Here is a 20,884-nt window from a genome sequence, read left to right as displayed (position 1 = left end):
TGATGGTCGCGCATCACAATTTTTTTCTTGTAGATGGTATATTGTCTTTGCGCTATTCTTGTTGATCGTCTTCTTCGTTCTTTTTGGAGCTGCCTCCCATAAACATGAAAATTGCCACAACAAGTCCCACACATACTAAGCCAAAGATAATAATCATAAAGGTGCCATTAGCAAAATTGTACAGAGGTAAATTCATTAAGTTCATAATACGTGTTTATTTATGTTATTCTGTACTAATTTATGAAAAATAATAATAATATCGACTGATAAATGTCAGTTGATTATTTTAAATAATAAAAAAACGCTCCTTTTTTTAAAGGAGCGTTCAATTTTTATAGTTTGTCTAAGGTGTTTCCCAGGGGAAGATTCATTTTCTTAGTTAGGGAAGACAATTCTTTTAAACTGAAATTTCCTGTAATGAGTACTAAAACCGTTTCTTTGGTGGGATCTACACTATCGTTATACATCACGAGTTCTGAAATGTTTTGATTCGTTCCTGTTTTGTCAATGTAGATAATAATTTTTGAATCGCTGTCTTTTTTGTTGACTAATTCTTTGAGATTCTTTGCTTGCACATATTCATTGATGGTCGCTGTCATCTCTTTTTTTACTTCTTGTGTTCGGGTATTAAATACGCGTAAACTAGTTAGTTTTTTGATTAAATCAAAGTAGAGTTTTTCTTCTGTATTGGTTGCTTCTACTTTTACGTTAGCCATCATTTCAAACATCTTCTGATTGACTACAACATTGTTGATGTTTTTGTTTTTTTCGAACTTGGAAAAACTGTCTTGACCGAAGGCTACCGTTGCTGAAAAAAACAACAAGCAACCGATCAAATAAGGTGAAATTCGCTTCATGATATTCTAATTAGTTGTATCGCTAGTATTTAAGGCTTTGGATACCTCGGATAAAATAAGTTTACATTCTTGATACGCTACCTCCGGATTGGAGAAGGTACCGAGGTTGGTTTTTGCTGCTGCTTGGGTTGTCTTGAGATATTGAGATTGTATAACCAATACAACTAAACTGACAAGCAGTATACCGCCAATGAAGTAAGTAATGTTTTTTTTGTTCTTCATTATTTCTTGCGAACTAAATTATTATTATAGTAAAAATAGAAAATATAATGGAACAATTATCGCTTTTTTTAAATTATAGTGTAAATAGAGGAAAAATAAAAAAGAGTCCCTGAGGACTCTTTTGCATTATTTGTAGTTCGCGTAGAAATTACTAGTTAAAATTCCCGCTGTAAAACTGTTAATCATTTCTCCATTTTGGTAGATATATACCGTACTCGGATCCAACATATCGCCTGCATCTCCAATGTAAATGGTGTTTTTAATTACGTTGAAACCATAGAAGGTAGAAGCTGCGTTGTAATCTTTCTCTGGAATTGTCAATACCGCTCCTACTTGTACATTAGTATCATGCGGATTCCATTTGTAAACGGAATTATTACTCGTATAATACAAATCGTTATTGTCTAAACGCAAGTTCTTAGCAGCTGAATTTTTCGTAGAAAAGAATTTGATAACAGCCTCATCTTGTTGTGCATCAATTTTGTAAAAGAACGATTTATCAGCTGTACTTGAAATAGCATATACAAAATCTCCTAGTGTTACCATATCTTGCATTTCTTTTTCAATCGCAATTGTGGAAGTGATGTTAAATTTCGCATCAATAACAACAATTTCACTTTTCTCTGCTGAAATGTTCTTCTGTACGTATATTTTGGTATGCCAAGCTAAGATTTGACCTACTGGAGCATTAATTTTAATTAGGGTCAGGAATTTATAGTTTGCATCGTATACACTTACCGTTTGAGTTTCTTCGTTCGTAACAAAAATGTTGTTGTTGGCAAACGCAACATACAACGGTTTAGCTAACCCTTCGGTAATTGTACCTTCGTGTTTGAGGGTATAACGATTGAAAATTTCAACTTTATTTGAGCCTTTTAATACAACAAACGCTTGATTCCCTTTAAAAGCCATACTCTGTGCTTTATCACCTAATACTTTGTCTGCAGTTAGGGCCATATTCGCGTGGTATTTATCGTAAGCAAAACTTGAAAATCCTATGGATGCATCATTATACTCAAAACCACCTTGGTTCAATATCAGTAGACCATTATCCATGTTTGGCGCTTTTGGTACTTCTACAAATGGATCATCCGATGTACTACAAGATGTTGAAAGTATTGATAATGATAGTGCTAGAAATAAAAGTTTTTTCATATTTAGTTGCATAGTATTAGTATTACACAAAAGTGAAAGTTTAATAAAATGTTAATTTTTATCTTTCTCAAAATTAGTTTTTATTCTGAAATAAACAAGAGCTAAACCATAAAATTTATCCGCTAACACTTGAATTAGTATTGAAATCAACATTTATCCTTATTTCCTTTCGATTAATAAGGAGGGAGTATGGTTCGCTTAATTCCGGAAAACACACTTTTTGACCTGTTTAAACACTAACGCTAAGAAGAGAAATGTAGTATGTTCGAAGCACACTTTTTTGCGTTCAAAAGAAAGATGTTAAGATGCGTTAACTCTTTCTTAACGATTGGTGTGGTTTGAAATCTTAAAAAGGAAAAAAAATGGAATACGCTTCTTTATCTTCTTTTTGGTTCGGAATGTTTCAAACTAAAGATGAATGAATAGCACAAAAAGAAACTTTGCGATGTAAAAAAGGAAATGAAAATGGGATAAAGGAGTAAAATTCGCAAAAACAGTAAAAACCCGTGTACGGTAAATAAAGAAGAAGGTAGAGTTAGGAAGATTTATTAAAGAGAATAGAAAAGGAGCAAAAGTGAATGAAATAAGGTTGTTAAGGGAGAATAAAGAAATATTATTCTTAATATAGGTCAAAGAGTATAAAAAATAAAGCAATTGATTTTTGTGTGTTGTTATTTTGTAATTAACTGTTTTTCAATCTTTTGTGTGTTTTTAGGTACGGGTTTAGTTTCCTGAAATAGCGGTATCTTGCCTAGGTAACCTTATAAATAAAAAACAATGACTCAACCCAGGATAACGAAGGTTATTCATCCCTTATATCACAACCTAGAACAGGAGCTAACCAACCTAATCGAAAATTATTCAACCCAATCAACCTATCTTTTTAAAGGGAGTAGAAATACAATTAAACTAGCTACTTTATCAACGGGACAACGCGTAGCGATTAAGTCGTTTAAAATTCCCAACGCAATAAATAAACGCGTATATAAATGGCTGAGAAAACCCAAAGGACAACGGTCGTTTGAACACGCAGAAAAATTAAAAGAACTAGGGGTGGCTAGCCCACAAGCTGTAGCTTATTTTGAATACAGCACAGCTACAACCATTCAAAACACCTATTATATTTCAGAATTCGTGGAGGCCGAAATTACGTATCGCGATTTGATTACCCAAAAGAATTATCCCAATAGAGCATTGATTTTGGAAGAATTTGTGCTGTTTTCGTATGGATTACATGAGAAAGGAATTAAGTTTTTAGATCACTCCCCAGGAAATACCCTCATTCAAAAACAGAAGGAGGGAACGTTCGTCTTTTACCTGGTGGATATCAATCGAATGAAATTTAATCAAACGATGTCCTTTTCTGAACGAATGAAAAACTTAGCACATTTAACGACAAACATTCAGGATATCGAAAAAATGGCTGAACACTACGCGAGACTTATTGGAAAGAATTCTAAAGAAGTATTTATTCGCTTGTGGTTAGAGACGATTAAGTTCCAATTTAGATTTTATAAGAAGAAGGATATTAAATTTAAGATGAAGCGTTTTTTATTGAGCGGGGAGTAGCGGCTTTTTTTGTGATTTGAAGACCACGTCACAGGGAACAAAAAGTCAAAGGCTAATCCTCGCTAAAAAAAACTTATTTTTGTGTGGTAAACACAAGTAAAATGAAAAAACTAGCGCTTTATTTTTTGGGGTGTTTGGGCTTGTTTTGTTTTGTTGGATGTAAAGATAAATCCACACAACAGGCAAACCAACACCTACAACAAGCATGGATTACTTATGCTCAAGGTTTTACGCTATCGGCTTATGATGATTTATACGTGGTGCGAATTACTCAACCTTGGGTGGGAGCTGCGGAACATTTTACCTATGTCTTGAAAAGAGCACAAGCTGAAGTGCCTGATTCACTTCAGCAATATAAGCAAATTCAAATTCCCATTCAGACCATAGCCTGCACTTCCACTACTCATATTCCAGCCTTAGCTGTGTTAGATGAAATTTCTACCCTTACTGGATTTGCGGGATTGGACTATATTTCTACGGAAGTAGTACGCAATCGAATTAAAGAAGGGCAGGTTCGTGAATTGGGACAGAATGAAACTTTGGACGTGGAAGCTATCGTAGATATACAACCTGATGTATTGATGGTTTTTGCCATGGATAATGGTAATAAAGCGCTACAAACCATTGAACAATCAGGTATTCCTGTTCTATACAATGGAGATTGGACGGAGCAAAATCCATTGGGAAAAGCTGAATGGATTAAACTTTTTGGCGTTTTATACGACAAGGAAAAAGAGGCAAATCAGTTTTTTGATCAGATTGTTGCGAATTATACTGCTGCAGTAAAATTGGTTCACTCCATTGTGGAACAACCAACAGTGCTCAGCGGGGTGATGTACGGGGATGCCTGGTATTTACCTGAAGGGAATAGCTGGGCAGCGAAATATTTTAAAGATGCGAAGGCAAACTATCTGTGGAAAGAAACGAAAGGAGTAGGAAGTTTAGCGCTTTCTTTTGAGCAAGTGCTAGAAAAAGGACAACAGGCCGACTTTTGGATTAATCCAGGGCATTATGAATCACTTCGTGATTTAGCTGCAGCTAATCCGCATTATAAGCAGTTTGACGCCTTTAAAAATAAAAAGGTATATTCGTTTGCACCAACGAAAGGACAAACAGGAGGGGCACTTTTCTATGAATGGGGACCGTTGCGACCAGATTGGGTACTCCAAGATCTCTTATGGATATTACATCCAGAAGTAATTCCTGCATATCAACCGCATTTTTATCGACAATTACAGTAAATGATGACGCGAAAAATAAGCTGGGGACTGGGGATTTTAGTTGTTATCCTCGTATTGATACTCAATCTTTCTTGGGGCAGTGTGGCTATTCCCTTTAAAGAAGTTATTCGTATTCTCACCGGTCAGGAGGGAACTAAAGCCTCTTGGGAATACATTGTTTTACATTATCGCCTACCTAAAGCCCTTGTTGCTATTTTAGTGGGAATTTCACTTTCGTTGAGTGGATTGCTGATGCAAACGCTCTTTCGCAATCCCATGGCGGAATCCTATGTATTGGGAATTAGTGCCGGGGCTGGACTAGGAGTGGCCTTGGTTTTATTCGGAGGTACACTGTTGCCTGCCTTTATTACACCGTATTTGACCTCCAATTATACCTTATTGCTAACCTCCGTCTTGGGGAGTGTCTTTTTACTGCTCGTGGTTCTGGCTGTTTCTAGTCGCGTTAAAAATGCAGTAACTGTGTTAATTGTTGGCTTGATGTTTGGTAGTTTTGCCAATGCGATCATCACCATCCTTACCTACTTTAGTGAGGCAGATCAGCTGAAAAAATACGTGGTGTGGATGTCGGGAAGTTTGGGTAATCTTTCCCAAGAGATGATTTTTCTTTTTTTATTTGTCGTTAGTATCGGATTGGGATTATCTTTAGTTTTAATCCGACGATTAGATGCTTTGTTGTTGGGAGATGCGTATGCCGCTTCTTTGGGAATTAACATCAAACAAACGCGAAATTTAATTATTATCACTACGGGGTTATTGGCAGGGGGCGCCACGGCTTTTGTTGGGCCGATTGCTTTTATTGGTTTAGCTGTGCCCCATATCGCTCGCTTGTTGTGGCAAACAAATACACATCGCACCCTGATTGGCGCTTGTATGCTACTTGGTAGTACGCTCCTTTTGCTCTGTGATATGCTGACGCAAGTCAATCCCCACGCAATTTTACCCATTAATGCTATTACAGCGATGTTAGGGGCTCCAATTGTAATTGCCTTGGTATTTAAATACCGCATGCTGTAGAAAATAGAAAAATAGATAAAAACTAGGCGGGATGATGAGTTTTAAATTATCTTTGCAAGCTGTAAATAGACAATATGAAGTTCGAATTATTACATACTGATGCCCAGTCACGTGCGCGTGCTGGAAAAATTACAACGGATCACGGTGTAATTGAAACACCTATTTTCATGCCTGTAGGAACGGTGGCTACGGTAAAAGGAGTGCACCAAAGGGAATTAAAGGAAGAAATTAATCCAGATATTATTCTCGGAAATACCTATCATTTATATCTACGACCAAAAGTAGAAATCTTAAAGCAAGCAGGTGGTTTGCATAAATTCATGAACTGGGACCGCAATATCTTAACGGATAGTGGAGGATTTCAAGTCTATTCCCTTTCTGCAAATAGAAAAATTAAAGAAGATGGAGTGAAGTTCAAATCGCATATTGATGGATCCTATCACTTTTTCTCTCCAGAAAATGTAATGGAAATTCAACGCGCTATTGGAGCGGATATTATCATGGCCTTTGATGAATGTACGCCTTATCCTTGTGATTACCGCTACGCAAAACGCTCCATGCACATGACACATCGTTGGTTAGACCGCTGTGTGACACATTTTAATAAAACGCCAGAGTTATACGGTTATTCTCAAGCGTTATTCCCAATTGTACAGGGAAGTACGTATAAAGATTTACGCCAACAATCTGCAGAATACATCGCCAATGTTGGGGCAGAAGGAAACGCTATCGGTGGATTGTCTGTAGGAGAACCCGCAGAAGAAATGTACGCCATGACAGATGTGGTAACGTCTATTTTACCAGAAGATAAACCACGCTATTTAATGGGAGTAGGTACGCCAATTAATATCTTAGAAAATATTGCCTTAGGAGTAGACATGTTCGACTGTGTGATGCCAACGCGAAATGCCAGAAATGGAATGTTGTTTACGGCTGAAGGAATTATCAATATCAAAAATAAAAAATGGGAAGATGATTTCTCTCCCATTGATGCCATGGGGCATACTTGGGTAGATACGGAATACTCAAAAGCCTATTTACGTCACCTCTTTGCTGCTAATGAATCTCTGGGAAAACAGATTGCATCTATTCACAATTTAGGATTCTATATGTGGCTGGTACGCGAAGCGCGTCAACAAATTTTAGCAGGTACGTTCGCCACGTGGAAAAATAAAATGGTGAAACAATTGGGGGAGCGATTGTAACAAGCAACATACGTCTAATAGCAAAATAGGGAACAGATGAAAATTATAGACTGGTATATTTTAAAGCGATATTTAGCCACTTTTTTTGTGATGCTCTTGCTGTTTGTACCTATTGGTATTGTCATTGACGTCTCAGAAAAGATTAATAAAATCCTGGAAAACAAAGTACCACTACAAGCAACAATCTTGTACTACTTGGATTTTACAGTCTATTTTGCCAATATGTTATTCCCTATATTTCTGTTTATTTCGATTATTTGGTTTACCTCCAAATTAGCGAATAATACCGAAATTGTCGCTATTCTAAGTTCTGGAATTTCCTTTACTCGTTTTTTGCGTCCCTATTTAATTGGAGCAACACTTATTTCATTCCTAGCCTTAGCCATGGCTGTGTATATTGTGCCAAAAGCTAGTGCTGGATATAATGATTTCCGGTATAAATACCTGAAACGAGATGAGGTGAGAGAAAGCCAGAACGTTTTTAAGCAAATCAATGCCAATGAATTTATTTTTGTTAGTAACTTTAATTACAGCACCAATACGGGGTATAATTTTACCATCGAAGAGTTTGATGGCAACCAATTGGTGTCTAAAATGGAAGCGAAGCGTATCGAGTGGAATGCTGAAACAAAAATGTATACCTTGTATGACTATTCCAAACGTGAACTTGGGGAAGATGGAGATATCTTAGAGTCTGCAGATTCGAAAGAATTGCATTTGGAATTTGATATTGACGACTTGAGTCCTGTTGTATATGCGGCTGAAACAATGACTTTGGGACAACTCAAACGATTCATTGAAAAAGAGCGCATGCGAGGCTCGTCTAATATTAACGTGCATTTGGTGGTGTTGTACAAGAAATATAGTGTACCAGTTTCGGCCTTTATTCTAACAATTATCGCCGTATCAGTTTCTTCTATGAAGCGTAGAGGGGGAATGGGAATTAACCTAGCGATTGGTATTGCCCTGGCTTTTATCTATGTTTTCTTCGATAAGATTTTTAGTGTTTTGGCAGAGGCTTCTAGTATGTCACCCCTGGTGGCGGTCTGGATTCCGAATGTCACTTTTGCAATTTTAGCTATATTTTTATTACGAAATGCTCGCAGATAATGTAAAGAGTAATTTGCTGCTACACCTTATTGTTTTTATATGGGGGTTTACAGCGATTCTAGGTAATTTAATTACACTAGATGCCTTACCATTGGTTTGGTACCGAATTTTGATTGCCATAATTACGCTTTTACTACTTTTTGGGTTTAAACGACAAACCCTCAAGGATTCAAAAAGTAATGTCATGCGTTTTTTAGCCGCAGGAATTGTCATTGCCTTGCATTGGTTGACTTTTTTCTGGGCGATTAAAGTATCCAACATATCGGTTACCTTAGCTTGTTTGTCAACAGGTGCCTTTTTTACGTCTATTTTGGAACCTATCTTCTATAAACGAAAGATTATTGCCTATGAAGTTTTCTTCGGTTTTATTGTCGTTTGTGCGCTAGGTCTTATTTTTAGCGTGAGCACGGAATATGTGGAGGGGATTCTATTGGCTTTGAGTGCAGCTTGCTTATCTGCCGTTTTTTCAATTATCAATGGTAAATTCGCCCAACACTCCTCCGCGTCAATCATTACCTTCTACGAAATGGTCGGTGGATTGCTTATTCTAACCCTCTATCTGTTGTTTAGTGGGGGATTCACTGCTGAATTCTTTACCGTAACGACAACGGACTGGCTCTGGTTGTTGGTTTTAGGAACGTTTTGTACGGCTTTTGCCTTTATCGGATCCGTCTACGTGATGAAGTATATTACGCCTTTTACCGTTATGCTAACCATTAACCTAGAACCGGTATATGGAATCCTATTGGCTATCCTAATCTTTAAAGACAGTGAAAAAATGAGCCCCGAATTTTATGTCGGAGCCTTGTTAATATTAAGTACAGTAGTGCTAAATGCTATTGTTAAAAACAGGAAAAAGATAAAACTTGCTAAAATATAGTAGGGCTATATAGAGGAAAACTTTATCTTTGTGATTAGTAATTGAAACTAAAATTTATTCATAAATGGAATATTTAGATTTTGAGCTTCCTATTAAAGAACTTGAGGAGCAGTTAAAAAAATGTACGTTAATCGGGGAAGAATCTGATGTTGATGTATCGACTACTTGCTCACAAATCGAGAAGAAATTAGAAGAGACAAAGAAAACAATATATAAGAATTTGACTCCTTGGCAACGTGTACAATTATCAAGGCACCCAAACAGACCCTACACGGTTGATTATATCAAAGCGCTTTGTGGAGATACCTTTTTAGAATTATTTGGGGATCGAAATGTAAAAGACGACAAGGCTATGATTGGTGGTTTAGGTAAAATCGGAGATCAAAGTTTTATGTTTGTTGGCCAACAAAAAGGGTTCAACACAAAGACAAGACAGTATAGAAACTTCGGGATGGCGAATCCAGAAGGATACCGTAAAGCGTTGCGTCTAATGCAAATGGCTGAGAAATTTAATATTCCAATCGTAACGCTTATCGATACACCAGGGGCATACCCAGGGTTAGAAGCTGAAGAAAGAGGACAAGGAGAGGCAATCGCTCGTAATATTTACGAAATGTTCCGCATTAAAGTGCCAATCATCTGTATTATTATCGGTGAAGGTGCTTCAGGAGGTGCGTTGGGTATCGGTGTAGGAGATCGTGTTACCATGTTAGAAAATACGTGGTATTCGGTAATTTCACCAGAATCGTGTTCTTCTATCTTATGGAGAAGCTGGGAGTACAAGGAACAAGCAGCTGATGCCTTAAAATTGACTTCGTACGACATGAAAAAGAATAAATTAGTAGATGATATTATCGCTGAACCATTAGGTGGAGCACATTCGGATAGAGAAGCTACGTTTGAATCAGTGCGATCATACATTGAGAAAACATACAAAGAATTAGCAAAAGCACCAGTAGATAAATTACTTAACCAACGCATGGAGAAGTATTTCGAAATGGGAGAGTACAAAGGCTAATCAAACAAGATAAACAAAATAAAAAATCCGAGTTTACGCTCGGATTTTTTGTGCTTTAATCGTTCTGAAATCAAATGAAAAAAGGTTACTTTTATTGTTCAGAAATAGAATAAACAGCATACCAAAAAAAGACTTATTTTTGCACTATGGAAAAAGCAAAAGATATACGCCCCTATACGAGCTCTTTTACTAAAGACGTAATCGCTTTAGAAAAAGGGAAATTACCCCCTCAAGTAACTGATTTTGAGGAGGCTGTTTTGGGTGCTATGATGATTGATAAAAAGGGAATTGACGAAGTAATTGACATTCTTCAGCCAGAAGCTTTTTATAAAGAAGGGCATAAGTATATTTTTGAAGCCATTGATCAATTATTTGTAGGAAATCAACCCATTGATCTACTAACAGTCTCTGCTCAACTCCGCAAGAACGCTAAATTGGATATGGCTGGTGGAGATGCATACTTGGTTAGTTTAACGCAAAAAATTAGCTCCTCAGCGCATATTGAGTTTCACTCTCGGGTGATTCTTCAAAAGTTTATTCAACGCAGTTTGATTCGCATCTCCAATGAAATTATCGAAGATGCCTATGATGAAACAACGGACGTTTTTGACTTATTAGATAAGGCAGAGGCTAAACTTTATGAAGTTACCCAAGGAAATATTAAAAAGAGTTCGGAAACCGCACAAAGTTTAGTGGCACAAGCCAAAAAGCGAATCGAAGAAATTAGTACGAAAGAAGGATTGAGTGGTTTGCCCACGGGATTTCACAAGTTAGATGAATTGACCTCAGGCTGGCAACCCAGTGATTTGATTATTATTGCGGCTCGCCCGGGGATGGGAAAAACAGCCTTCGTACTGTCTATGGCGCGTAATATCGCTATCGCATCAGGTGCGGGTGTGGCTTTTTTCTCCCTAGAGATGTCTTCTGTACAGCTAATCACGCGTTTGATTTCTTCAGAAACAGGTTTGTCTTCGGAAAAATTGCGTACAGGAAAGCTCGAAAAACACGAATGGGAACAGCTAAACGTAAAAGTAAAAGATTTAGAACGTGCCCCTTTGTTTATTGATGATACCCCCTCTTTGTCTATTTTCGATTTACGTGCCAAAGCAAGGCGTTTAGCGTCCCAGTACGGCATTAAACTAATCGTCATTGACTATTTACAGCTGATGACGGCAGGAGGTAGCCAAAAAGGAGGAGGAAACCGTGAGCAAGAGATTTCGACCATTTCACGAAACTTAAAAGCGTTGGCAAAGGAGTTAGATATTCCCGTGATTGCTTTGTCACAGTTATCCCGTGCCGTGGAAACTAGAGGGACCTCTAAAAGGCCATTACTATCCGATTTAAGGGAGTCTGGAGCAATTGAGCAAGATGCGGATATCGTATCGTTTATTTATCGCCCAGAGTACTATAAAATTGAAGAATGGGATGATGAGTTTCGTTCTCCTACAGCTGGTCAAGCCGAATTTATCGTTGCAAAACACAGAAATGGTGGTTTGGATAATATCCGCCTAAAATTCTTAGGGATGTACGGTAAATTTGACAACTTAGATGAAGATGCCCGTATTGAAGGATTGATTGATAGCGATGGTGTCTTTTCTTCTGCAATCAATAATAGAGAAGGAGCAAATATGGCTCAACATTTACCTCCTGCAAGGGATGTGTTTAATGATGATGATGTTCCTTTTTAGGAGTTTACAGTTTACGGTTTCAGTTAACAGTTAGCTATACCGTAAACTGTAAACAATAACAAAAAAAGCGAAAGATTTTTTTGTTATTTATTTTCCAATCGAAGATTAGCAAATTCCCAATTCAAATGAGGAAGCAAAGTCTTGATGTATTTTTCTTTGTCATTTTTGTATGAAGGCAAATACGCATGTTCCCATAAATCAATCACTAAAAGTGGTTTCCCTAGTTTTTGGGTGATTGGATTTTCGTTGTTTACTGTAGTGGCTAACACTAGGTTATGGTGGTGATCCACTAACAGCCACAACCATCCTGAACCTTCAAATTCCACCGCTATTCGCAAGATTTCTGCTTTTAGGTTGTTGTAAGAACCAAAGTTGGATGAAATAAGTGCGGATAAAGTTGTATTCGGGTTGGTAGTTGTATTCTTGGTTAATGAGTTCCAAAAGAAATTGTGGTTGTAATACGCTCCTGCTACATTTGCTATCTCATTTTGTGTAGGCATTACCTTGGTTAAAATACCAGGTAAGCTATCTGTCACGTAAGATGTACCGTGAATAGCAGTATTTAAGCGATTAGCATAATCCAAATGAATCACGCCGTAGTGAAGCGCTAAATCTTCAGGTTTAAACAAGGATTCTAGTTCTTCGTATTGAAAAGAAAGCGCTTGCATGTCAAAAGGGCCTTGTTTCGTTTTGACTTTCTCTTGACCAAGAATCGATTTTTTCTCTACGATAAACGTCTCCCTTTTGGGAATCTCAACTTCAATACGTTCGTTTTGTTTTCCACATGAAAACGCCAATACCGTCAGGAATACAAAAGCGAATAACAACTTGATGTTTTTCATTTTTCGTTTAAAATAGTGCGAGCTAGTTGGATATACTCTATTTTTGCTTGATCTGTTGATAAGTGACTAACTTGTGTCCAGGCATTAAATTTAAAAGCTTTCTTTAAATCATGAGACATATGCTCAAAGTCTTGATGACTCAAACCATTAGTTGCTTGTTTGTAGTAAGCATAAATCCGCAGCATCACATCGGGAGCCAGGTTCCTCGCTTCCTTAGAAATGCGATTATAGGCTTCTAAAAAGTCTTTTTCTAGTTGCTCGTTCATTACTGTTTTTTTGCAATTACCGTTTTGTTTCCAATAGCTTTTTGGTTTAATACCACGTCTACTTTTGTTCCAATCGGTAAATATAGGTCTACTCTAGATCCGAATTTAATAAAACCTGCATCTGTCCCTTGGATGGCTTGCATTCCTGGTTTTGCATAGTTAATGATACGTTTGGCTAATGCACCCGCAATCTGACGGTACATTACTTCCCCAAACACCTTATTTTCAATGACAACAGTGGTTCTTTCGTTTTCTTCACTAGCTTTTGGATGCCAAGCTACCAAATATTTTCCTGCGTGATATTGACTGTATTTAATCAACCCACTTAGTCCATAACGCGTAACGTGTACATTAATTGGAGACATGAAAATCGATACCATCAATCGGTTGTCTTTAAAGTACTCTGGCTCATAAACTTCTTCTATTACAACCACTTTCCCATCCACAGGAGCTACGATAACATTGTCGTTTGGTGTAATACTTCTGTTTGGATTTCTAAAAAATTGCAATACTAAGAGTAGTAGTGCTAGAATAATAGACGACAAGGCCATTCTTAACCAATCAATCGTTATCACATAATCTAAAACTACAATAAAGATTACAGCGACTACTAACGAGAAAAAAATAATTTTAGTTCCTTCTTTATGAAACATGACTTATAAAATTTGAAAAATGATATACAAAAAGGGAGAGATAAATAAGATACTGTCTAAGCGATCTAAAATACCTCCATGCCCAGGCATGATGTTGCCACTATCTTTCACACCAGCTTCTCGTTTGAAATGTGATTCAACCAAGTCACCAAGTGTACCAAATAATCCTACAAAAATAGCACTTGCAATCCAAATATACACATTTAATGAGGTAAAAAAGTGATTTAGTACAAGTGAGGCAATAATTGCGAACACAATACCCCCAACTAAGCCTTCGATGGTTTTTTTGGGTGAAATGCGTTCAAATAGCTTGTGTTTACCGAACTTCTTCCCTACAATATACGCAAAAGTATCATTGGTCCATACTAAAATTAAGATTCCAATAACGATTTGTGGCTGATAGCCTTCTGGGGTATAGGGAAGGTGTAAAAACGCAAGAAAAGTACCGATAATATAACCTAAGAAGATGATAATCTTTACAGGTAAACTCCGATTGGGTTTACGCGTAGTGAATAGCTCAGCTGTAATAGCAAGTAGGATTAAAAACGAAGCGATAGCTATGGCATGCATAGGCAATGGAAAACAATCTTGAAAAATGGCTACTACGGCCACTACACTCATTCCTATACTGAAGTACTTCGATAAATTAATCAGTTTAGCAAACTCATAGGCCGCGACAAGCATAAAAAATCCAAAGAGTATTTTGAACGTGAGCACATCATACAAAGTTGCGCTAAGTAGTAGAACAATATAGATGACTCCAGATATTGTTCTTTTAACGGTTTCAGACATAAGTTATAGATCTTCTAATAAAAGTAAATATAAATTTTTTGGAGATCTGCCATAGCTTAGGAAATCTTGATTGACAGATGGTTTAAAGCAGTTAATAGCCGTGATGTTTGTCGGAAGTGCACTGCTGTATTTTCTTTTTATTTCACGTAACCCATCGCTTTTTGTGCGTGTAATTTGACTCGTTGCGGCAATGATAATCACATTGTCAGGAATTTCATGGGGTTTGTAATCTTTAAGTTGTTTGTCGCAAAATAAAATAGCGCCATCGTCAGCAATTAAACTTTCACAAGAAGAAACAAAAAAAAGTGGTTCTTTGGAATGGACATAGCGAACATTGTTGTCTTTCAGCAAGGAGTGGAATTGGTTTTCATGCGTTAAAGCTTCCTTTTCAAACCAATCATTTTCCATTAAAACATTAACGAACGTTTCTTGTAGTTCCGCTTGGGTATCACAGTACAAAAACTTACCGCCGTTATTCTTAAAGTTAACAGTGAATAGGTCATCAACAGGCATAACAGTTTCTGGAAGATATTGGCTTCTTTGCTTATCTGCCTCTTCGTTGCTTTGTTTTGACATAAATCCGCTAATTAACTTCTTTAGAAAGCTCATACGCTAAGTGTCGATAGGTATAATGTTTATTATTTTCAAAGATAAAAAAAATCTTAACTTAAATGAGTCTTTAAGTTAAGATTTTTAGTGGTATGCTTTTCAATGCTGTACTAAGCGATTGTATTTTCTGTATCCGTTTGAGATTGAATCGTATTTTCCTCTGTATTTGATTTGTCAAAAGGACGTTTACCAAAGATATTTTCTAAATCTTGTTGGAAAATCACTTCTTTCTCACAAAGTAAATCGGCTAATTGAATTAGCTTATCCTTGTGTTCTGTCAAAATAGCTTGTGCGCGTTCATATTGGCCTTCGATTAACTTAGAGATTTCTTCGTCAATTACCTTGGCTGTATCTTCAGAATATGGTTTACTGAAGTTGTATTCATTTTGACCTGATGAATCATAGTAGGTAATGTTTCCTAATTTATCATTCAATCCGTAGATGGTTACCATTGCTCTTGCTTGTTTGGCTACTTTCTCTAAGTCACTCAACGCTCCTGTAGAGATTTTGTCAAAGACAATTTTTTCTGCTGCACGCCCACCCATGGTTGCACACATTTCGTCCAACATTTGTTCCGTACGTACAATTTGTCTTTCAGCAGGTAGATACCAGGCTGCCCCTAAACTTTGTCCACGAGGAACAATCGTTACCTTTACCAGTGGCGCTGCGTGTTCACACATCCAGCTTACGGTAGCATGTCCAGCTTCGTGAATAGCAATAGCATATTTCTCTTCAACCGTGATGATTTTGTTTTTCTTCTCAAGACCTCCGATGATACGATCTACAGCATCTAAGAAGTCTTGCATATCCACCTCTTTTTTGTCCTTACGCGCTGCTGTTAAAGCTGCTTCGTTACAAACATTAGCAATATCTGCACCAGAGAATCCTGGTGTTTGTTTCGCTAAGAAGTCGATGTCTAAGTTGTCCACTCGTTTGATGTTGCGCAAGTGTACATTAAAAATTGCTTCTCTTTCTTTTACATCTGGAAGATCTACGTAAATCTGTCTGTCAAAACGTCCTGCACGCAAAAGCGCTTTATCTAAGATTTCTGCACGGTTTGTTGCTGCTAATACAATAACATTCGTATGTGAGCCAAAACCATCCATTTCCGTAAGCAATTGGTTCAAGGTATTTTCTCTTTCGTCATTAGATCCAGAGAAATTGCTCTTTCCACGCGCTCTACCTACCGCATCAATCTCATCAATAAAGATGATAGCTGGTGATTTTTCTTTTGCTTGTTTGAACAAGTCGCGAACACGTGATGCTCCAACTCCCACAAACATTTCTACGAAGTCAGAACCTGACAACGAAAAGAAAGGAACCTTTGCTTCGCCAGCTACTGCTTTTGCTAAAAGAGTCTTACCTGTACCTGGAGGTCCTACTAAAAGAGCTCCTTTGGGTATTTTTCCTCCAATGGAGGTGTATTTTTCAGGGTTCTTTAAGAACTCTACAATTTCTACAATTTCTTCTTTTGCTCCTTCTAATCCAGCAACATCACTGAAGGTTACTTTGATGTCATTTTTCTCATCAAACAACTTCGCTTTAGATTTTCCAATAGAGAAAATCTGTCCGCCACCGCCAGCACCACCGCCACCAGTCATTCTTCTCATCATGAATAACCAGAATCCAATGATAATGATAATCGGAAGGAAACTAATGAAGTAATCGCCCCAGTTGCTTTCCGCTTCCGATTTGTACTCTACTAATTTGCCTTCGCTTGCGGCCTCGTCTAATTTCTTTTGAAAAATTTCAGAGTTTCCAATCTCGGTTACAAATTGAGGTCCTGTACTTTCTTTACCTAGGATTGATTTTCGTTGTAATTCTTCAAAATCTTTACTCTGTAAAGCCTCTTTCGTCAAATATACTTTAGCAACTGAACGGTTGAATTCTACCTTTTCTACTTTCCCCTCTTTGAGGTAGTCGAAAAATTTTGAAAGGCCCAGTTGTTTGGAGTCTCCAACACCGCTGCCGTTCGATAAAAAGTTTATAACCAATACGATAACCACAATGCTCGCGTACAATATCCACGGACTAAATTTGGGTTTGTTTTGGTTCGGTTTTATGTTTCCCGCCATGAAGAATAAATTTTAAAGTTTAGTATTGGCTGTTGATATTTGTAATCTTTGCGTCTCCCCACAAGCTCTCTAGGTTGTAAAATTCGCGAATCGATTTTTGAAATACATGCACTACTACATTAATATAGTCCATTAAAATCCATTCTGCATTAATCTCACCTTCAACATGCCAAGGTTTGTCGTGTAATTCTTTTGATACAATTTTTTGAACGGAACCCGCAATCGCATTGACTTGCGTATTCGAATTCCCATCACATATAATGAAATAATCACAAGGAGTGTTATCTATCTCTCTTAAATCTAAAATCGTCGTATTTTCCCCTTTTACAGCTTCAATTCCTTTGATAATATTAGCAATCAATTCGTCGTTGTTGATAGTTTTGTTTGTCATTTATTGATTTTATCTAAATTTCTTCAAGTTAACAAAAATATGTTTCCTAATTTTGGGTTCAAATATAGTGAATCGCTTCTGATTAGACTACAATAATTTTATATGAATATTATCAAACTCGATGCCACTGCATCCACAAATGCTCATTTAAGAACAATGTTAACAACTTGCTGTTTGGAAAATTTCACGACAATTGTGACTGAAAATCAATTTGCTGGCAAAGGACAAAGAGGGACAACTTGGGTGTCAGAATCAGGTAGTAACTTGACTTTTAGTGTGTTGATGAAGAGTAAGGCAGAGACTGTTCAACGCATTTTTGATCTCAATGTGATGGTCGCTTTAGCTGTCGCAACCACCTTAAAAAAAATCGCAAATCTGCCATTTTTTATTAAATGGCCAAATGACATTTTGTCTGGAAATAAGAAAATTTGTGGAATACTCATTGAAAATAGCATTAAATCCACGGGAGAAATTAATTCGATTGTTGGAATAGGTATTAATGTCAACCAAACGCAGTTTCCAGCAATGAGTAAAGCGAGTTCGTTGAGTTTGTTAACTGAGAGAATTTGGGATAAAGAGGTTTTGTTACACGCGTTACTAGCCACATTAAAAGAGGGATACGAAGCACTACAGCGGGGAGAGGCAAAGTCCATATGGGAAGAATATCAAGCACATTTGTATCGCAAAGAGGTTGTATCTGCTTTTGAATGGCCAGATGGTACGCGCTTTAATGGTAGAATAAAAAGCGTAACGCCTTATGGAAAATTAGTAGTAGAGGTTGAAAATCAGGGCGAAACTGAATTTGATTTAAAGGAAATCCGACTTTTATATTAGTTCAGCATAAGGTACACTTTATGCTGAACCATTGTTTTATTTTTTGTGGTTAATGGAAATAGAGTTAATACAGTAGCGATGCCCTGTTGTCTCTTGTGGACCGTCGGGAAATACATGTCCCAAATGCCCCTGACAGTTGGAGCAAACCACTTCCACGCGCACCATCCCGTGCGATAAATCCTTGATGTATTCTACGCTTCCTTCAATCGCTTGATCAAAGGAAGGCCAACCACAGTGCGAATTAAATTTGGTGTCCGCCTCAAATAAAAGCTGACCACAACCCGTACAAACATAGTGTCCCGCTTCATAAAAATCATTGTAGATTCCCGTGAATGGACGCTCCGTACCCTTTTCTCTTAAAACGTAAAATTGTTCGTCTGTCAGTATTTCTTTCCACTCTTGTTCGGTGGTATTTTTATCTTTTTTCATCCGATTTGTTTTAGTTCGTAGTTCTATTATTCTTGGGTAAAATCGCGAATGCGTTCAATGACTTTTTTATCCCCTAATACCTTGCGGTGTCCAAGTCCTGCTGTAACCATCAATTGGCTGTTTTTTGCGTGTTTTTTTATTTGATAAGCAGCTTTAATTGGCACATCAATATCATCCTCATCGTGGATAATCAGCAAGGGAATATCAAGGTGTTCCGCTGCTTCGTGTACGCAATAGCTGTCCATTGTGCGGTTGAATTGCTTTTCAAAGCGCTTCTTGATAATCTCGGCAATACGAGGTTTTAACTGAAGTTGCTTGATAAAATCCTCAATGACGTCTTGTACGACATCACCACTGCCAATAATCACTGCCTTTTTAGCTTTGAGTCCATCGCGTAAGGCATTCATCGTTGTCATTCCACCTAGCGAATGCCCAACAACGAGGTCAAAGGGACCAAATTGCTTTTCAATTTCAAAAGTAGAAGCGATGAATTCTGTTAGATTGGTTTTCGTTTTGGGTGAAAAACCATGCCCAGGTGCATCAAAACTTACAATATCATAGCCCTGACGAATAAGGATGTTCGCAATGGTCACCAATTGTGTCCCTCGGCCATTCCATCCGTGAATAAGTAACGCCTTTTTTGTCGCTTTTTTATTGATGCCATATTCATACATGACAATGTCTTTCTTAATCTCAGGAACGTATAGTTTACTGCGCTTGCTCTTGGTAAGCATTTCCTTTTCTCGCTTAGGAGCCTTGAATTTTATAGGTGTAATAAAGAGATTCTGTGCAAACTTAGCAGCTAAGGGAAGGGAAAAAAATTGTAAAAACTTCCCCGTCCAAATAATGGACTTCGGTACTTCAAGTGAATGTTTCGCTTTTTTTGAATTTTCTTGCATGAGTTAAAAACATTTCTAGCAAAAGTACAAAATATAAGGAAGGGTTTTTTGTTGGTTGCTTTTTTGTTAGTCGCTTTTTCGTTTGTTGTTTTTTTGTTTTTTCGATGGACAGTTCTTAGAAAGATAAATTTCTTTTTCTTTTCATGTTTCTACCAACAGAGAAGTTCATCAAAAAAGCATCCTACAAAAAAGCAAAAAAGTCTCTCACAAAAAAACCTCCCACATAAACTAAACATAAAAGAATAGTTCTATTTTTGAATAAAAAAATAGAATGAGAAAACTAGTTTTAACTTTAGGGATGCTTTTGTTGTTAAGTGGTTGTAAAACAAATCCATTTAGTGGAAAAAGCACGATGGCTTTTGTGTCCGATGCTTCTTTATTTCCATCTTCTTTTCAACAGTATGGTGATTTTCTAAAAGAACACAAAGTAATCAAAGGAACAAAAGATGCGAAACGCATTGAGGATATTGGAAACAAAATTCGCATTGCAGCAGAAAAATGGCTGACAGCCAATGGGTATCCGACCTATTTAAAGGACTACCGTTGGGAGTACAATTTAGTAGAAGATAAAGAGGTGAACGCTTGGTGTATGCCAGGAGGAAAGATTGTGTTCTTTACTGGAATTCTGCCGATTTGTCAAACGGATGCCGGTATTGCAACCGTGATGGGGCATGAGGTATCGCATGCATTGGCGAATCACGGACAACAGCGCATGAGTGCGGCTATGTTACAACAAGCTGCCGCTATGGGGTTAGACGCCGCTACAGCAAATAGTAAAGAATCAACCAAACAAGCGCTGGGGATGGCATTTGGTTTAGGGAGTCAATATGGGGTGATGTTGCCTTTTAGTAGAAGTAACGAAAGTGAAGCCGACAAAATTGGCTTGACTTTAATGGCTATTGCTGGTTATAATCCAGATGAAGCCGTAGCCTTTTGGAGCCGTATGGCAGCCAATAGCGGTGGGGGTGGAGGATCTTCCTTCATGAGTACTCACCCGTCGAACCAAGAACGCATCGATGATTTGAAGAAGTTAATTCCTGCAGCAAAAGCAGAAGCCGCTAAATACGGTGTAACTTTTTAAAATAAAATAGAAAAAGCGACTGACTATTAGTCGCTTTTTCTATTTTAGTGGGCG

At 37.5% G+C, this 20,884-nt stretch carries 23 protein-coding genes; 10 read left to right on the top strand and 13 right to left on the bottom strand.

Going from position 1 to position 20,884, the window contains the following annotated elements:
• Positions 1-52 precede the first annotated feature (52 nt).
• The 4 genes from ACLJX0_RS08330 to ACLJX0_RS08315 all read right to left on the bottom strand — a co-directional run bounded on the left by ACLJX0_RS08330 (position 53) and on the right by ACLJX0_RS08315 (position 2,234).
• Entirely contained in the window at positions 53-205 is a 153-nt protein-coding gene (locus ACLJX0_RS08330) for a hypothetical protein (protein ID WP_410879730.1), read from the bottom strand.
• A gap of 127 nt (positions 206-332) precedes the next feature.
• Positions 333-857, bottom strand: a complete 525-nt coding sequence (locus tag ACLJX0_RS08325) for a DUF4252 domain-containing protein (protein ID WP_410879729.1) — start codon at positions 855-857, stop codon at positions 333-335.
• 6 nt (positions 858-863) lie between these two features.
• Complete coding sequence (locus tag ACLJX0_RS08320) at positions 864-1,079, bottom strand: hypothetical protein (RefSeq protein ID WP_410879727.1); 216 nt, start codon at positions 1,077-1,079, stop codon at positions 864-866.
• 126 nt (positions 1,080-1,205) lie between these two features.
• Complete coding sequence (locus ACLJX0_RS08315; RefSeq protein WP_410879726.1) at positions 1,206-2,234, bottom strand: YncE family protein; 1,029 nt, start codon at positions 2,232-2,234, stop codon at positions 1,206-1,208.
• A gap of 777 nt (positions 2,235-3,011) precedes the next feature.
• Here ACLJX0_RS08315 and ACLJX0_RS08310 point away from each other — a divergent pair.
• From ACLJX0_RS08310 to dnaB, 8 genes are all read left to right on the top strand, one after another.
• Entirely contained in the window at positions 3,012-3,803 is a 792-nt protein-coding gene (locus tag ACLJX0_RS08310; RefSeq protein ID WP_410879724.1) for a lipopolysaccharide kinase InaA family protein, read from the top strand.
• Positions 3,804-3,904: 101 nt separating this feature from the next.
• Positions 3,905-5,044, top strand: a complete 1,140-nt coding sequence (locus tag ACLJX0_RS08305) for an ABC transporter substrate-binding protein (protein WP_410879723.1) — start codon at positions 3,905-3,907, stop codon at positions 5,042-5,044.
• A gap of 3 nt (positions 5,045-5,047) precedes the next feature.
• Positions 5,048-6,058, top strand: coding sequence for a FecCD family ABC transporter permease (locus ACLJX0_RS08300; protein WP_410879810.1), 1,011 nt, complete (start codon positions 5,048-5,050; stop codon positions 6,056-6,058).
• A gap of 74 nt (positions 6,059-6,132) precedes the next feature.
• On the top strand, positions 6,133-7,263 hold the full coding sequence (tgt, locus tag ACLJX0_RS08295) for a tRNA guanosine(34) transglycosylase Tgt (RefSeq protein WP_410879721.1): 1,131 nt from the start codon (positions 6,133-6,135) through the stop codon (positions 7,261-7,263).
• Between the two features lie 36 nt (positions 7,264-7,299).
• The gene (locus ACLJX0_RS08290) at positions 7,300-8,373 is read left to right on the top strand and encodes an LptF/LptG family permease (RefSeq protein WP_410879720.1); all 1,074 of its coding nucleotides are present in this window, start codon (positions 7,300-7,302) and stop codon (positions 8,371-8,373) included.
• Positions 8,360-9,253, top strand: a complete 894-nt coding sequence (locus tag ACLJX0_RS08285; RefSeq protein WP_410879718.1) for a DMT family transporter — start codon at positions 8,360-8,362, stop codon at positions 9,251-9,253. The genes ACLJX0_RS08290 and ACLJX0_RS08285 overlap by 14 nt, the downstream gene beginning before the upstream one ends.
• A 64-nt stretch (positions 9,254-9,317) precedes the next feature.
• Positions 9,318-10,271 (top strand): acetyl-CoA carboxylase carboxyltransferase subunit alpha, encoded by a 954-nt coding sequence (locus ACLJX0_RS08280; protein WP_410879716.1) that lies wholly within the window; start codon positions 9,318-9,320, stop codon positions 10,269-10,271.
• Between the two features lie 146 nt (positions 10,272-10,417).
• Entirely contained in the window at positions 10,418-11,959 is a 1,542-nt protein-coding gene (gene dnaB / locus ACLJX0_RS08275; RefSeq protein WP_410879714.1) for a replicative DNA helicase, read from the top strand.
• 83 nt (positions 11,960-12,042) lie between these two features.
• Here the strand turns inward: dnaB and ACLJX0_RS08270 are convergent, their stop codons facing one another.
• The 7 genes from ACLJX0_RS08270 to rsfS all read right to left on the bottom strand — a co-directional run bounded on the left by ACLJX0_RS08270 (position 12,043) and on the right by rsfS (position 17,587).
• Positions 12,043-12,801, bottom strand: coding sequence for a superoxide dismutase (locus ACLJX0_RS08270; RefSeq protein ID WP_410879713.1), 759 nt, complete (start codon positions 12,799-12,801; stop codon positions 12,043-12,045).
• Entirely contained in the window at positions 12,798-13,067 is a 270-nt protein-coding gene (locus ACLJX0_RS08265) for an acyl-CoA-binding protein (protein ID WP_410879711.1), read from the bottom strand. The genes ACLJX0_RS08270 and ACLJX0_RS08265 overlap by 4 nt, the downstream gene beginning before the upstream one ends.
• Entirely contained in the window at positions 13,067-13,720 is a 654-nt protein-coding gene (locus tag ACLJX0_RS08260; RefSeq protein ID WP_410879710.1) for a phosphatidylserine decarboxylase family protein, read from the bottom strand. Before ACLJX0_RS08260 ends, ACLJX0_RS08265 begins: the two co-directional genes overlap by 1 nt.
• Positions 13,721-13,723: 3 nt before the next feature.
• Entirely contained in the window at positions 13,724-14,512 is a 789-nt protein-coding gene (locus tag ACLJX0_RS08255; RefSeq protein WP_410879709.1) for a phosphatidate cytidylyltransferase, read from the bottom strand.
• Between the two features lie 3 nt (positions 14,513-14,515).
• Positions 14,516-15,088 (bottom strand): LUD domain-containing protein, encoded by a 573-nt coding sequence (locus tag ACLJX0_RS08250; protein ID WP_410879708.1) that lies wholly within the window; start codon positions 15,086-15,088, stop codon positions 14,516-14,518.
• A 143-nt stretch (positions 15,089-15,231) separates the two neighbouring features.
• Entirely contained in the window at positions 15,232-17,196 is a 1,965-nt protein-coding gene (ftsH, locus tag ACLJX0_RS08245; RefSeq protein ID WP_410879707.1) for an ATP-dependent zinc metalloprotease FtsH, read from the bottom strand.
• 19 nt (positions 17,197-17,215) lie between these two features.
• A complete protein-coding gene (gene rsfS, locus ACLJX0_RS08240; protein ID WP_002990216.1) occupies positions 17,216-17,587 on the bottom strand; it encodes a ribosome silencing factor in 372 nt (123 codons plus the stop codon).
• 102 nt (positions 17,588-17,689) lie between these two features.
• Between rsfS and ACLJX0_RS08235 the strand changes: the two genes are divergently transcribed.
• Entirely contained in the window at positions 17,690-18,421 is a 732-nt protein-coding gene (locus ACLJX0_RS08235; protein WP_410879706.1) for a biotin--[acetyl-CoA-carboxylase] ligase, read from the top strand.
• Positions 18,422-18,457: 36 nt separating this feature from the next.
• On the opposite strand, the gene msrB is transcribed toward ACLJX0_RS08235, so the two are convergent.
• Together msrB and ACLJX0_RS08225 are read right to left on the bottom strand one after the other, a co-directional pair.
• Positions 18,458-18,850: a peptide-methionine (R)-S-oxide reductase MsrB gene (gene msrB / locus ACLJX0_RS08230; protein WP_410879705.1), complete on the bottom strand. Its 393-nt coding sequence runs from the start codon at positions 18,848-18,850 to the stop codon at positions 18,458-18,460.
• A gap of 26 nt (positions 18,851-18,876) precedes the next feature.
• Positions 18,877-19,749 carry an alpha/beta fold hydrolase gene (locus ACLJX0_RS08225; protein ID WP_410879704.1) on the bottom strand — a complete coding sequence of 291 codons (873 nt, stop codon included), beginning with the start codon at positions 19,747-19,749 and terminating at the stop codon, positions 18,877-18,879.
• A gap of 271 nt (positions 19,750-20,020) precedes the next feature.
• Here ACLJX0_RS08225 and ACLJX0_RS08220 point away from each other — a divergent pair, with 271 nt between their 5' ends.
• Entirely contained in the window at positions 20,021-20,830 is an 810-nt protein-coding gene (locus tag ACLJX0_RS08220; RefSeq protein ID WP_410879703.1) for a M48 family metalloprotease, read from the top strand.
• The last annotated feature ends 54 nt before the right edge of the window (positions 20,831-20,884 follow it).

The sequence above is a fragment of the Myroides sp. DW712 genome (assembly GCF_046557355.1).
GTDB lineage: Bacteria > Bacteroidota > Bacteroidia > Flavobacteriales > Flavobacteriaceae > Flavobacterium.
Note: the sequence above shows the minus strand (reverse complement) of the source record. Positions and strands in the feature narration are given on the sequence as shown.

What these genes read in the sequence shown, in the direction of transcription:
- ACLJX0_RS08330 (WP_410879730.1), bottom strand. Translation starts at nt 205, where the DNA reads ATGAACTTAATGAATTTACCTCTGTACAATTTTGCTAATGGCACCTTT.
- ACLJX0_RS08325 (WP_410879729.1), bottom strand. Translation starts at nt 857, where the DNA reads ATGAAGCGAATTTCACCTTATTTGATCGGTTGCTTGTTGTTTTTTTCA.
- ACLJX0_RS08320 (WP_410879727.1), bottom strand. Translation starts at nt 1,079, where the DNA reads ATGAAGAACAAAAAAAACATTACTTACTTCATTGGCGGTATACTGCTT.
- ACLJX0_RS08315 (WP_410879726.1), bottom strand. Translation starts at nt 2,234, where the DNA reads ATGAAAAAACTTTTATTTCTAGCACTATCATTATCAATACTTTCAACA.
- ACLJX0_RS08310 (WP_410879724.1), top strand. Translation starts at nt 3,012, where the DNA reads ATGACTCAACCCAGGATAACGAAGGTTATTCATCCCTTATATCACAAC.
- ACLJX0_RS08305 (WP_410879723.1), top strand. Translation starts at nt 3,905, where the DNA reads ATGAAAAAACTAGCGCTTTATTTTTTGGGGTGTTTGGGCTTGTTTTGT.
- ACLJX0_RS08300 (WP_410879810.1), top strand. Translation starts at nt 5,048, where the DNA reads ATGACGCGAAAAATAAGCTGGGGACTGGGGATTTTAGTTGTTATCCTC.
- tgt (WP_410879721.1), top strand. Translation starts at nt 6,133, where the DNA reads ATGAAGTTCGAATTATTACATACTGATGCCCAGTCACGTGCGCGTGCT.
- ACLJX0_RS08290 (WP_410879720.1), top strand. Translation starts at nt 7,300, where the DNA reads ATGAAAATTATAGACTGGTATATTTTAAAGCGATATTTAGCCACTTTT.
- ACLJX0_RS08285 (WP_410879718.1), top strand. Translation starts at nt 8,360, where the DNA reads ATGCTCGCAGATAATGTAAAGAGTAATTTGCTGCTACACCTTATTGTT.
- ACLJX0_RS08280 (WP_410879716.1), top strand. Translation starts at nt 9,318, where the DNA reads ATGGAATATTTAGATTTTGAGCTTCCTATTAAAGAACTTGAGGAGCAG.
- dnaB (WP_410879714.1), top strand. Translation starts at nt 10,418, where the DNA reads ATGGAAAAAGCAAAAGATATACGCCCCTATACGAGCTCTTTTACTAAA.
- ACLJX0_RS08270 (WP_410879713.1), bottom strand. Translation starts at nt 12,801, where the DNA reads ATGAAAAACATCAAGTTGTTATTCGCTTTTGTATTCCTGACGGTATTG.
- ACLJX0_RS08265 (WP_410879711.1), bottom strand. Translation starts at nt 13,067, where the DNA reads ATGAACGAGCAACTAGAAAAAGACTTTTTAGAAGCCTATAATCGCATT.
- ACLJX0_RS08260 (WP_410879710.1), bottom strand. Translation starts at nt 13,720, where the DNA reads ATGTTTCATAAAGAAGGAACTAAAATTATTTTTTTCTCGTTAGTAGTC.
- ACLJX0_RS08255 (WP_410879709.1), bottom strand. Translation starts at nt 14,512, where the DNA reads ATGTCTGAAACCGTTAAAAGAACAATATCTGGAGTCATCTATATTGTT.
- ACLJX0_RS08250 (WP_410879708.1), bottom strand. Translation starts at nt 15,088, where the DNA reads ATGTCAAAACAAAGCAACGAAGAGGCAGATAAGCAAAGAAGCCAATAT.
- ftsH (WP_410879707.1), bottom strand. Translation starts at nt 17,196, where the DNA reads ATGGCGGGAAACATAAAACCGAACCAAAACAAACCCAAATTTAGTCCG.
- rsfS (WP_002990216.1), bottom strand. Translation starts at nt 17,587, where the DNA reads ATGACAAACAAAACTATCAACAACGACGAATTGATTGCTAATATTATC.
- ACLJX0_RS08235 (WP_410879706.1), top strand. Translation starts at nt 17,690, where the DNA reads ATGAATATTATCAAACTCGATGCCACTGCATCCACAAATGCTCATTTA.
- msrB (WP_410879705.1), bottom strand. Translation starts at nt 18,850, where the DNA reads ATGAAAAAAGATAAAAATACCACCGAACAAGAGTGGAAAGAAATACTG.
- ACLJX0_RS08225 (WP_410879704.1), bottom strand. Translation starts at nt 19,749, where the DNA reads ATGCAAGAAAATTCAAAAAAAGCGAAACATTCACTTGAAGTACCGAAG.
- ACLJX0_RS08220 (WP_410879703.1), top strand. Translation starts at nt 20,021, where the DNA reads ATGAGAAAACTAGTTTTAACTTTAGGGATGCTTTTGTTGTTAAGTGGT.